The organism is Oceanobacillus bengalensis (assembly GCF_003628445.1).
In the GTDB taxonomy this organism is placed as follows: Bacteria; Bacillota; Bacilli; order Bacillales; family Amphibacillaceae; genus Oceanobacillus; species Oceanobacillus bengalensis.
On record NZ_RBZO01000003.1, the window covers coordinates 48,951 to 62,028 of the forward strand.

The window sequence follows — 13,078 nt, forward strand, 5'->3', positions numbered from 1 at the left end:
ATGTCCCAGCACCTTTAATCATTGTTTCTAAATGCTTTTTTAAAACGTTTAAAGAGCGAACTATCTTGTTCGTCCGTTGCTTCATTACCACGTAATTCATTAAATTCTCGCAATAAGTCTTTTTGCCTATCTGACAGGCTTGTTGGTGTAACAATTCGTACCCTGATTAATTGATCACCTTGTCCTCTACCTCTTACATTTGGAGCCCCTTTGCCTTTAAGACGGAACATTTTTCCTGTTTGTGTACCTGCAGGAACTTTTAGTTTAACTTTCCCATGTACAGTGGGAACTTCAACCTCATCACCTAATGCAGCCTGGGTAAAGTTGATAGGTAGTTCACAATGAATGTTATCACCATCACGTTCAAAGAAATCATGGTCCCTTATTTGGATTACAACAAATAAGTCTCCTGATGGACCACCATTTACACCAGGTTCCCCTTTTCCAGCAACTCTAATTTGTTGTCCTTCATCAATACCTGCTGGAATAGTAAGATGGATTTTTTTATTCTTTTTAACTTTACCCGCTCCACCACATGTATTACATTTATCCTTAATCATTTTACCTTTTCCACCACAGTAGTGACATACTCTGCGGTTTACTACTTTACCAAATGGCGTGTTCTGTTCTTGATTTAATTGTCCACTACCATGACAATGGGAACATGTATCAACATCTGTACCTGGTTTAGCACCAGAACCGTGGCATGTGTCGCAATTCTCTTCCCTTGGAATTTTAATATCCGTTTCTTTACCAAAGATAGCTTCTTCAAAATCTAAGACCATGGAGTATTGTAGATCAGCACCTGCTTGAGGGGCATTCGGATCACGCCTACGTCCTCCGCCGCCGAAGAACATGTCAAAGATATCTCCAAATCCGCCGAAGTCTTCTCCCCCGCCAAAGCCTCCGAAGCCTCCTGCATTTGGATTTGCATGGCCAAACTGATCATATTGTGTTCGCTTGCCTTCATCACTTAAAACTTCATAGGCTTCCTTCACTTCTTTAAACTTATCTGCTGCATCCGCTTCTTTATTAACATCAGGATGGTATTTTCTGGCTAATTTGCGATATGCCTTTTTTATTTCTTCTTTTGAAGCACTTTTTTCTATACCTAGCACCTCATAATAATCTCGCTTACTCACTGAAAAATCACTCTCCCGACTAACTTCATGAATAGATTTTATATTATCATCAATTGAACATTGGTAGCAACTTTGTTATTACATAACTACTTCCGTAAAAAAGTCAAAGCCAAGAGAGACCTGACTTTGACTTTTTTTGGTATCCTAAAACGTATACTCGAAGAATGCACGAACCACTATAGGCATGGAATTATTTGATTATCTTTATTTGTTATCTTTGTCATCATCCACTTCTTGGTAATCTGCATCAACGACATCATCTGAGCTGTCTTCATTTTGAGCACCAGCAGCTTGTGCTTCAGCGTTAGCTTGTTCATATAGTTTAACGGATAGTTGTTGCACCACTTCTTGTAATGCCTCTTTTTTCGCTTTGATTTGTTCTATATCATTTGACTCTAAAGCCTTCTTCAGCTCTTCTTTTGCAGCTTCTGCCTTTTGCTTTTCATCATCAGATACTTTGTCACCTAAGTCTTTCAATGTCTTATCCGTACTAAATACTAACTGGTCTGCTTCATTACGTAGATCTACTTCTTCACGACGCTTCTTATCAGCATCAGCATTTTCTTCAGCTTCTCTTACCATACGATCTACTTCATCATCTGATAGACCAGAAGAAGATTTAATTGTAATGGATTGTTCTTTATTTGTGCCCAAATCTTTTGCACGCACATTTACAATACCATTTGAATCAATATCGAACGATACTTCAATTTGAGGTATTCCTCTTGGTGCTGCTGGAATATCCGCTAATTGGAAACGTCCAAGTGTTTTATTATCTGCTGCCATTTCACGTTCGCCTTGTAATACGTGAATATCTACAGCAGTTTGATTGTCAGCCGCAGTAGAGAATACTTGTGAGTGACTTGTTGGAATGGTTGTATTACGTTCAATTAGTTTAGTAGAAACACCACCCATTGTTTCAATACCAAGTGAAAGTGGAGTAACGTCTAGTAATAGAACATCTTTTACGTCTCCTTGAAGAACGCCACCTTGTATAGCCGCACCTAATGCAACTACTTCATCAGGATTTACTCCTTTGGAAGGCTCTTTTCCAAGTTCTTTCTTAATTGCTTCTTGTACTGCTGGAATACGAGTAGAACCACCTACAAGTATAACCTTATCAATTTCACTTTGAGAAAGTCCTGCATCAGCCATTGCTTTTCTGGTTGGGATCATTGTACGTTCAACTAAATCAGATGATAATTCTTCAAATTTAGCACGTGTTAAATTCATTTCTAAGTGTAATGGTCCAGCTTCACCCGCTGTAATAAACGGTAGAGAAATTTGCGTTTGTGTTACACCAGAAAGATCTTTTTTAGCTTTTTCTGCTGCATCTTTCAAGCGTTGTGTTGCCATTTTATCGTTGGATAGGTCAATGCCATTTTCTTTTTTGAACTCTGCGACAAGGTGATTAATAATTACTTGGTCAAAGTCATCTCCACCTAAGCGATTATCTCCAGCTGTAGCTACTACTTCAAATGTACCATCACCAATATCTAGAATAGACACGTCAAACGTACCACCACCAAGGTCAAATACTAGAATCGTTTGATCTTGATCATTCTTATCAATACCATATGCAAGTGCAGCTGCAGTTGGTTCGTTAATAATACGCTCCACTTCTAATCCTGCAATTCTACCTGCATCTTTTGTTGCTTGACGTTCGGAATCATTAAAGTAAGCTGGAACAGTAATAACTGCTTTGTCCACCTTTTCACCAATATAATCTTCTGCATAAGCTTTAATATGTTGTAAAATAATTGCTGATACTTCTTGAGGTGTATATTCTTTATCCTCAATTGTCACTTTATAATCTGTTCCCATATGACGTTTAATCGATTGAATGGTATTAGGGTTTGTAATTGCTTGACGTTTCGCTACTTCCCCTACTTGTCTTTCTCCATTTTTAAACGCAACAACAGATGGAGTTGTTCGATTCCCCTCTGGATTGGGGATAACAACCGCTTCTCCACCTTCCATAACAGACACACATGAGTTTGTTGTACCTAAGTCAATTCCAATGATTTTGCTCATAACTTTCATTTCCTCCTTAACAACTTAACCTATTATTTATTTATTTACTTTCACCATTGCTGGCCTGATAACACGATCTTTAAGTATATAACCTTTTTGTAATTCTTCTACTACTAGATTTGATTCAAATGATTCGTCTTCAACTTGCATCACTGCATGATGTAAGTTAGGATCAAATTCTTGCCCTTCCGTTTCAATTGTTTCCACACCTTGTGATTTTAATGCGTCTAACAATTGCCTATGAACCATGCTGATACCGTCAACGATGCTTTTTGTTTCATCAGTTGTCTCAACTTGTAACGCACGTTCTAAGTTATCAATTGCTGGCAGTAATTCTGTTACTAAATCCTGAGATTTATATTTCCTGTCAGCTTCTTTTTCCTTTTGTGTACGTTTCTTATAGTTATCAAATTCTGCTTGAAGTCTAAGCATCCTTTGATACGTATCTTCTTTTTCCTTCTGAAGCAATTCTACCTTTTCTTCTAGCTCTTTAAAAACAAGATTGCTTTCTTCATCTTTCACATCTTCATTCGAATCAATTACTTCCTGTTCTGTCTCTTCGCCAAGCTCTTCTTCATTCATTGTTTTGTTGTTTTCTTCCACTATTGCCACCTCCAAAATTCAGATAAATGCTTTACACCTTAGTTATCATACTGGTATGAAGCGAATCTGGCAAAAAAAACATCTCAAAAATGTGGTAGGTTCCCCCTACCACATTTCACCTGAATTCACTCGTAGGATTTGTACCATTTGTATAAAGCATCAGACATTTCATTTGATAAACTAGATAGAAGTGAAATCACCTTTTTATATTCCATACGTGTTGGACCTAACAATGCAATTGTCCCCATTTGCCCCTTACCTAACTGATAAGATGCTGTAATTAAACTTAAATCTTTAATTGCATCCACTTCATTTTCAGTTCCAATGGTTACTTCAATACCATGCTTCGTATTTTTTAATAAATTAGCAATTTCATTTTCATTGTCCATCATTGTATAAAATGACCGTATCTTGTCAACATTATTAAATTCTGGTTGCAGAAGGATATTCGATTTTCCACCAATATATAGTTTTACTGGGTGTTCATGTAAGAAAATTGCCTTTAAATATTCGTAGGATGTATCAAAATCTCGAAGATACAATTTCATTAAAGCAGTAATCTCTTTCTGGAATACTTCTTCTATACGCACAATTGGTACGCCTTGTAAGCGTTCATTCAAGATATTTACCATTTTCTCAATATCTGAAGCATTGATTACGGTTGGAATGGTAAACGAGCGATGTTCCACATGACCAGTATCCGTAACTAGTATAGCAACGGCTGTATGGTCATTCAGTGGCACAATCTGAATTTGCTTTAGTTTCGTATCATTTAGTTCTGGTCCTAGAATAATGGACGTATAATTGGTTAACTCGGATAATACCTCTGCCGACATTTGAACGATTTGTTCAAACTCAAAAAAACCATCTTTAATAATATCGTTAATAATTTTAATGTCATTTCGAATCGATATAGGAGCAATTAAATGATCAACATAATAACGATACCCTTTTTCAGATGGTACACGCCCTGAAGAGGAGTGTGTCTTCTCTAAAAATCCTAGTTCCTCTAAATCCGCCATTTCATTACGAATGGTGGCCGCACTATAAGGAATATCCTCTTTTTTAGAAAGTGCCCGAGATCCAACTGGATGTGCAGTATCAATGAAATCATCGATAATCATTTGTAATAGTAATAATTGCCTTTCAGTCAACATGATGTTCACCCCTGTTAGCACTCGCACCTATCGAGTGCTAATGCTACTAATAAGGTAACAAATCCTTATTTTTTTGTCAATAAAGTTGTTTTATACTCGTAGCAAATCTTTCTCTTCAATCATAAATTTTTCAAACACAACATTTGCTAAAAGCATTCCTTCATCGGTCAGGCGTACATATTCATCACCCACATCTAATAACCTAGATTCTGTTAATGATTCCAATTCACGTTTATATAGTACATCAATTGAAAAACCGAATTTATTTAGAAATTGTCTTTTATTTATCCCTTCCAATTTACGTAATCCTAAAAAGACTTCTTCTTCTACATTTTCTCTTAACGTGATTTCTTCAGTTTGTAAGACGGGTTTTCCGTCTTCCATTGCCTTTTTCACGTAAGCAGGTAATGGTCTAAGGTTTATAATTCTTTTTCCAGGTAAATAACCATGAGCTCCTGCCCCAAAACCATAATAAAACCCATTACTCCAGTACGTTAAATTATGTTTACTTTCATACCCGGGTTTTGCAAAGTTACTAATTTCATATTGCCTGATACCATTTTTTCTCATTGTTTCTTTTAGAAGCTCGTACATTCGAACTTCATCATCTTCTGTTGGGCGAGGCAATAACCCTTTCCTATGACGTAGGTAAAAGATTGTCTTAGGCTCAATTTGTAAACCATATGTTGCATAGTGTGGTAAATTGAATGATAATGCCGCGTTGAGCGATGTTTTAAATTGTTCAACCGTTTGATTTGGGAGAGCATACATCAAATCCAAACTAATATTGGTAAATTGCTGTCTATTTAGTAAGTCAACCGTATGGTATACATCACGAACCCGATGGACTCTTCCTAGCTCTTTGAGTAACGTATCATCCATCACTTGCACGCCAAATGAAATCCGGGTTATCCCATAATCCTTTAGTAATTTAGTCTTTTCTTCATCAATATCACCAGGATTCACTTCAATGGTGTACTCCTCACAACTTGCTACATCAAACTTCTTATCAATAATTGTGAGTAGAAAACGTAATTGTTTTAAATTTAACGCTGTTGGTGTACCCCCACCAATATAAAGGGTTCTGACCTTATTCTTTCTCCCTTTTATGTTTTCATTTATTTCATTTTCTAATGCATACAAATATTCTGTTGCAAGTTTTTCGTTATAGAAAAACTTTACAAAATCACAATAATGACAAATTTGCTGGCAAAACGGAATATGTATATAAACAGACTTCACTTGTTCCATTTTCTCACTCTCTTTCAAACGGAAAAAGGAAAAACTTTTTGCATCGAATAGCAATCAAAGTTTTCCCTCACCATTATTTAATCTTCGTTCATTTGTAATACTGCCATAAATGCTTCCTGTGGTACTTCTACAGATCCTACCATCTTCATGCGCTTTTTACCTTCTTTTTGTTTCTCAAGTAATTTGCGTTTGCGTGAAATATCCCCACCATAAAGCTTTGCAGTTACATCTTTCCGAACGGCTTTTATCGTAGAACGAGCAATAATCTTGTTTCCTATCGCAGCTTGAACGGGAACTTCAAATTGCTGTCTAGGGATAAGCTCTTTTAATTTCTCCACAATTTGCTTTCCTCTATTAAAAGCAAAGTCACGGTGAACAATAAAGCTCAACGCATCAATCGTATCGGAATTTAGTAAAATATCCATCTTCACCAATTTCGATGGTTGATATCCAATCAATTCATAATCAAAGGATGCATAACCTTTCGTTTGTGACTTTAATTGATCAAAAAAGTCATAAACAATTTCAGAAAGTGGAATCTGATAAATAACATTTACTCGAATGTCATCAATATACTGCATATCAATAAAGTTTCCACGTTTTTTCTGAGAGATTTCCATTACAGCACCAACATAATCATTAGGAACCATAATGGTAGCCTTTACGAATGGCTCTCTAATCTCCTGGATTACTTGTGGGTCAGGCATTTTAGAAGGATTATCAACCGTAATTGTCTCTGAGTCCGTTTTTTCTACTTCAAAAATAACACTTGGTGCAGTTGTAATTAAACTGATATTGAACTCTCGCTCAATACGCTCTTGGACAATTTCCATATGAAGTAACCCTAAGAAACCACAGCGGAATCCAAATCCTAGTGCTTGCGATGTTTCTGGTTCATATTGTAATGCAGAATCGTTAAGCTCTAATCTCTCGAGTGCTTCTCTTAAATCATTGTAATCGTTCGAGTCTACTGGGTACAATCCGCAAAATACCATTGGGTTTAAACGCCTGTATCCTGGTAGCGCCTCCTCAGCTGGCCTTTTTGCATTTGTAATGGTATCCCCTACTCTTGTATCACCAACATGCTTAATTGACGCAGTGATAAACCCAACATCACCGACAGTTAGTGAATCTCTTGAGGTAGCTTTTGGAGAGAATACGCCGACCTCATTTACTTCAAACTCTTTTCCTGTAGCCATCATCTTTATTTTATCGCCAACTTTAACTGTTCCTTCTTTAATACAAACGTAAGCAACAACGCCACGGTAGGAATCATAAAGCGAGTCAAAAATTAGCGCTTTTAATGGAGCATCTGGTTTTCCAGCTGGCTCTGGTACAACTTGGGCAATACGTTCAAGGATCTCTTCAATCCCAATATTCGCTTTCGCAGAAGCTAATATCGCATCATCACCATCGATTCCAAGCACATCTTCTAGTTCTTTTTTCACTCGTTCTGGATCAGCACTCGGTAAATCAATCTTATTAATGACTGGAATTATTTCTAAGTCATTTTCCATTGCTAAATAAACATTAGCTAAAGTCTGTGCTTCAATACCCTGTGCAGCATCAACTACAAGAATTGCCCCCTCACATGCAGCAAGACTCCTTGATACTTCATATGTAAAATCAACATGACCAGGTGTATCGATTAAATGGAAAATGTACTCTTCTCCGTCTTTACTTGTATACTTTAATTGGACGGCATTCAATTTAATTGTTATTCCTCTTTCACGTTCTAAATCCATACCGTCCAATAATTGTTCCTTCATTTCACGTTTTGAAACTGTTTCCGTATTCTCCAATATCCGATCTGCTAAAGTAGACTTACCATGATCAATATGTGCTATAATCGAAAAATTACGTACCTTCCTTTGTTTGTTCCCCATTCTGATGTTCACTCCTACATTCCTTTATCTTCATGTTCGATAAAAGTCTCTAAATTATAAGGGTAGTCAATAAGATTGATTATAGCAATTGAACCCGCGATATTCAATTATGAACCTTTTCTATACACCGTTACCTAAAAAAATAGATTAGATATCTGGTAGAGTATTTGGACAACTACTTCATAAAACCCCTGTACACTCGTTTCTAAAAAGGATGCTGTTTTTTGTGTTAAATGCTCATTATGGTCCGTATCCATCACGTCTTCATCTATTGACTTGCTAACAATTGTTTCTTCTTCCCTCTCTATATCCGTCGTTTTTTCTGGCACGAATATCGTTTCTTCTGATTTATGGTCTGCAGCCGTTTCCGTACGATTATCCTGACTCATCCCATACAGTGTACCAGATAGGAAAAAAACAACGAATAATAATAGAACAATAATTGAACGGACCATTTGAACTCCTCCTAAGGATTTGCATTTACAGACTCAGCATCCCAATAAAATTCACTAAATACTTCGGCCAAGGCATCGGCTGATCGGTATAATTCCTCCAAGTTATTATCTACTCCACCAAATTCGATTAGAACAGAATTTTCGGATAAATCCTGATTATACACTCCATTATTTCCTGCTCCACCCTGCTTAACGACTCCCCTACTTAGTCCAGGGTATTTTTCTTCGACCAGGTCATGGATTTTAGAAGCTAATTCCATGTTTTTCTCATAATTTGGATTTTCATTTCCATAAACAAACATGATCCTTGCATAAGATTCCCCATCAATTTCTGTTGTGGTTTGTTCTTTACGTAGAGCATCGCGATGGATATCAAATACGTATTGTATATCTTCATTTGTTGCAAAGGCTTCTTCTACAACATCTCTTGAGGCATCATATGATTGCCAGTATTCCATATTATTTTCAGGAAGGACGGAACCGATAATATCTGTATCATCTACCTCTGTCCCTATTCCTTTTGTCTCTAAAGCTTTTGCTAGACGTTCACTAACTAATGATATATTCACTTCATCATGTTGAGCTAAATCAGGGTTATCTTCTCCAGGTAAATGTGGAAGAAAAGACTCCCTGTTATGCGTGTTATAGATAAATACAACATCCCGCTCACCTGTACTTCGCATATTTTCATCTGGTTTGTGTTCTGCTTCTTCAGGTTCATCCATAACTGCTTCTCTATCTTTTAACACTTCTTCCAAAGGTGGAGAGGATTCAATTGGAAGGTTGGTATAATCTGTACCTTCCCCTGCTATTAAAATGTCTCGATCAAAAATAGAAAAACCAGGTATTTCATTGCCCAGCAAACTTCTAGGGTCATTTGGTTTTAGGTTTGTTACAATTTGAAATAAGCTATTCGATAGACTTGGTAATTGATTTTCATCAGAGAAAGCATGATTAAATGCTTTATTTTCCATTCCAAGTAAATTTAAAAAAACAGCTCCATCGATATCACTTGTCCAATTTGAAATCACATCAGAAGAAATTCGATAAGCGGGTTTTGCTGTCGTTAGTAAACCAATTAATATGAATAAAACTGCAATACTAATTACGTATAACCCGCTTTTTTTAGATAGACCTGCTACTCTCTTTTTTAGGGGTTGCTTGTTACTCTGAAGCATGATTTCACCCTTCCTACCATTGCTCTTAATAAAATCTATGAGCAACATGCAGAAAGTAGAACTAAAAAAGAGAGCAAATCTAATAAAATTTAAAGAGTTAATAGAGCATTAGAAGATTTACCTTGAATACGATGCAAAATTCGTTACGTCAATATTTTCATGTAGTGCAGCATTTACACCTTCCGCCAATAAATTGGCCATATCTACCATAAATCCATCAACTTCTTTTGGAGTTACCATCAAATTATGTCCAATCGGTGTTAAGACTTCAGAAATTAATTTACGCTTTTCTTCATCTGATAATGTACCTACTATTCCCATAAATGTATTTCTCTTTTCCTCATCTGGTAAATCCTCATCCGTTAACTTCTTCCCACCAAAAGACATACTCGCAGGTGCCAACGCTTTTGATGGTCTATCCTTTTCATTCCATTCTCTACCAAAGTGCTTCAAAATAAAGTCGATTGTGTCACTCGTAATCGTTACTGCATCAACTACCGTTGGAACTCCGATTGCAATGACCGGTACCCCTAACGTATCTTTGCTAAGCTCTTTCCGCTTATTCCCAACCCCGCTTCCGGGATGGATACCAGAGTCAGAAAGCTGAATGGTTTCATTCACACGCTCAATCGATCTTGAGGCAAGTGCATCCACTGCTATAACAAAATCCGGCTTAAAATTTTCGACAATTCCATGAATAATATCACCTGTCTCGATACCAGTTACACCCATCACACCTGGAGTTACTGCAGCAACAGGACGATAACCCTCTGCTACGGACTCATATTGGAGTTTGAACAAATGACTCGTTACTAATGTCTTTTCTACAGTCATAGGTCCCAGAGCGTCAGGGGTAACATTCCAGTTTCCTAAACCAACAATTAACCCTGTACCACCTTTAGGAATATTATTCTTTGCAATTAAGTTTTCTAATTCCTTTGCCAATATCTTCGCTGCTGCTTCCTGCCTTTTCGTATCTTGGCGCTTCACACCATCTGCATAAATGGTTACATATGTTCCAGTTTTCTTTCCTAAAGCGCTTGCACCTTCTTCATTGATTTCCACATATGAAATTTTAATATCATCTTGATGCTTTTCTTTAAATGTAACACCTTTAATTTCACTCTCTTGCTTTTTCTTTTGTTTTTGAGTCGATTCAACATACATATCTCTCGCTTCAACTGCTAAATCTGTTCTCACTTGATATGCTTGCACATTTTCATCCATTTATATTACTTCCTTTCACACTATCTTAACTATAGAATTGACAAGTTAATAAAAAACATACAAAATGATAAAGGAGCTTAACATTTAAATTAGTGAATAAAATAAAGGAAATTCAAGTACAAACCTTCTACAGATAAAATTAATGTGTCAAGATTTTATACTTTACTATTGAAAAGAACCGTTTCCTTTGGTAAAATATCATTTGTTATCTTGATTCAAAAGCGTAAGCGTCGGTTTAGCGAAACAACTTCTTGCTTCACTTCCTGAATTACTCCTTGGAATTGTCTACTTGTAGCTTTGCGAGGAGCGTTACTTCACCGAATAAGATTGAAACGTGACGAGCAACATTTATGTTGATTTATCGTGTCGTGAGGTGAAGGAAATCTCGCTAAAAGCACGGACGCTGGAGCTGGATGTAGATACGTAACCTAAATGAATTTCTAGTGTTAGATTGAAATAATTGGCATTTGTTCAATATGAAATCTAATTATACCCGCTCTAGGAGGTGAAATCATGGCAAATAACCCATCAGCAATCAAACGTATTGGAATTAATAATAAAAAACGTGTAGCTAACCAATCACAAAAGTCAGAAATGCGTACAGCTATTAAAACAGTAGAAGCATTAGTTGAAGCTAAAGATGTAGAGAAAGCTCAAGTTGAACTTAAAAATACAGTGAAACACATCGATAAAGCTGTTCAAAAAGGACTTATCCATAAAAACAATGGAGATCGTCAAAAATCTCGTTTAACAAAGAAAGTTAATGGCTTAGCGTAAATAAAAAAACGATCCATCATCGGATCGTTTTTTTATTTACGCTCTTTTCTAGAAGATTGTTCCTTTATGACATAATATATAAATATACTGCCAGGTAATGAAATTCAATTTGTGAAGCTCTCGCTCACACTTATGAATACAATGTGCTACGAATATGCGTTTCCTCTAGTTACCTCACAATTTATATCAACGACGAGACCAAATAAACAACAAATATTACGATAACAGCATTTATTTTTCTAGCGTCTCTATGCAGCTTTAATGATATCGAATAATAATAATTCAAAAGCCAAGCCTTTTTCCATTTTCCCTTGTTTCATGGAAGCATCTGCATCTGTTAATTTCTCTATTATATCCTCTAATTTATTGATTGCGAAATGTTTTTCACGATTTATTGCAATCTTTACAACATAAGGGTGTACACCGAGCTGCTTTTGCATTTGAAACTGTGAGTAGCCCTTTTGTTTAAGCAACTTCACACGCAAAATAGTACGAAATTGAAATGCTAATAAACCAATTAAAGCAATCGGCTCTTCCTTCATGATTTCAAGGTCTTTATAAATAGAAATTGCACGATATAAATCTCCTTCAATTACTGCATCAACTAAACGTAATGAAGAGCTATTTGAAGTATGTGCTATTAGATTTTCGGCTATTTCCTTCGTTACATGTCCGTTTTCGCCTACATATAAAGCAAGCTTTGTTAATTCTTCTTCAAGTAGCATAAGATTGGTCGATAATTCCGTTTCTATAATTTCATAAACATCATTGTCTAACGTTATATGTAGTTGATTTACTAATGATTTAATCCACTTGCTTATATCTTTTTCTCTAATTGGATCACAATTAGCAACTGTTGCATGTTTTTTTAGTAATTTACTCGCTTTCTTGCGTTCATCGATCTTTTCATACGCTGCAATAATTACGAGTACGGAATAATCAACGGGATTCGTCAAATAAGTAGCTAAAGCATCCATATCATGTTCAAATGATAGTTTTTCTGGTTTTGCCTTCAAGAAGACTGGATTCGTGGCAATAATTAACTTTTTTTCACCAAAGAAGGGATACGTTTCCACATCATTTATTACTTCTTGAATTGGAATTTCCTCTAAATTATACATGGACAGATTATCTAGGTCACCATGTAAGACCTGTTTCGTAATTTGCTTTTTTATATTTTCAATAAAATAATTCTCTGACCCATGTATTAAATAAATAGGTGCGACTTGATTTTTCTTTAACTGATTTAACACTTCAACATATGACATATAATTCTTCACTCCAACAAACAAAACAAATAGGCTTGTTTGACATATTTGTCCATTCCATGTATATAAGTTATATGGTAAAGCGTAAATATAAGAATAG

At 36.1% G+C, this 13,078-nt stretch carries 11 protein-coding genes; 1 reads left to right on the top strand and 10 read right to left on the bottom strand.

Going from position 1 to position 13,078, the window contains the following annotated elements; genetic code table 11:
- Window positions 1-14: 14 nt before the first annotated feature.
- From dnaJ to gpr, 9 genes are all read right to left on the bottom strand, one after another.
- The gene (dnaJ, locus tag D8M05_RS02950) at window positions 15-1,142 is read right to left on the bottom strand and encodes a molecular chaperone DnaJ (protein ID WP_121128483.1); all 1,128 of its coding nucleotides are present in this window, start codon (window positions 1,140-1,142) and stop codon (window positions 15-17) included.
- A gap of 204 nt (window positions 1,143-1,346) precedes the next feature.
- Window positions 1,347-3,176 carry a molecular chaperone DnaK gene (gene dnaK, locus D8M05_RS02955; RefSeq protein ID WP_121128485.1) on the bottom strand — a complete coding sequence of 610 codons (1,830 nt, stop codon included), beginning with the start codon at window positions 3,174-3,176 and terminating at the stop codon, window positions 1,347-1,349.
- 36 nt (window positions 3,177-3,212) lie between these two features.
- The gene (grpE, locus tag D8M05_RS02960; protein ID WP_379543143.1) at window positions 3,213-3,782 is read right to left on the bottom strand and encodes a nucleotide exchange factor GrpE; all 570 of its coding nucleotides are present in this window, start codon (window positions 3,780-3,782) and stop codon (window positions 3,213-3,215) included.
- A gap of 122 nt (window positions 3,783-3,904) precedes the next feature.
- Window positions 3,905-4,936, bottom strand: coding sequence for a heat-inducible transcriptional repressor HrcA (gene hrcA / locus D8M05_RS02965; RefSeq protein ID WP_121128487.1), 1,032 nt, complete (start codon window positions 4,934-4,936; stop codon window positions 3,905-3,907).
- Window positions 4,937-5,026: 90 nt separating this feature from the next.
- On the bottom strand, window positions 5,027-6,187 hold the full coding sequence (hemW, locus tag D8M05_RS02970) for a radical SAM family heme chaperone HemW (RefSeq protein WP_121128751.1): 1,161 nt from the start codon (window positions 6,185-6,187) through the stop codon (window positions 5,027-5,029).
- Between the two features lie 77 nt (window positions 6,188-6,264).
- On the bottom strand, window positions 6,265-8,073 hold the full coding sequence (lepA, locus tag D8M05_RS02975; RefSeq protein ID WP_121128489.1) for a translation elongation factor 4: 1,809 nt from the start codon (window positions 8,071-8,073) through the stop codon (window positions 6,265-6,267).
- A gap of 134 nt (window positions 8,074-8,207) precedes the next feature.
- On the bottom strand, window positions 8,208-8,528 hold the full coding sequence (locus tag D8M05_RS02980) for a hypothetical protein (protein WP_121128491.1): 321 nt from the start codon (window positions 8,526-8,528) through the stop codon (window positions 8,208-8,210).
- 11 nt (window positions 8,529-8,539) lie between these two features.
- Window positions 8,540-9,706, bottom strand: coding sequence for a stage II sporulation protein P (gene spoIIP, locus D8M05_RS02985; RefSeq protein WP_121128492.1), 1,167 nt, complete (start codon window positions 9,704-9,706; stop codon window positions 8,540-8,542).
- Window positions 9,707-9,823: 117 nt separating this feature from the next.
- Window positions 9,824-10,933, bottom strand: a complete 1,110-nt coding sequence (gene gpr, locus D8M05_RS02990; protein ID WP_121128494.1) for a GPR endopeptidase — start codon at window positions 10,931-10,933, stop codon at window positions 9,824-9,826.
- A gap of 513 nt (window positions 10,934-11,446) precedes the next feature.
- Here gpr and rpsT point away from each other — a divergent pair.
- On the top strand, window positions 11,447-11,710 hold the full coding sequence (rpsT, locus tag D8M05_RS02995; protein ID WP_121128496.1) for a 30S ribosomal protein S20: 264 nt from the start codon (window positions 11,447-11,449) through the stop codon (window positions 11,708-11,710).
- A gap of 248 nt (window positions 11,711-11,958) precedes the next feature.
- Here rpsT and holA read toward each other — a convergent pair whose 3' ends face one another.
- The gene (holA, locus tag D8M05_RS03000; RefSeq protein ID WP_121128498.1) at window positions 11,959-12,978 is read right to left on the bottom strand and encodes a DNA polymerase III subunit delta; all 1,020 of its coding nucleotides are present in this window, start codon (window positions 12,976-12,978) and stop codon (window positions 11,959-11,961) included.
- Window positions 12,979-13,078 lie beyond the last annotated feature (100 nt).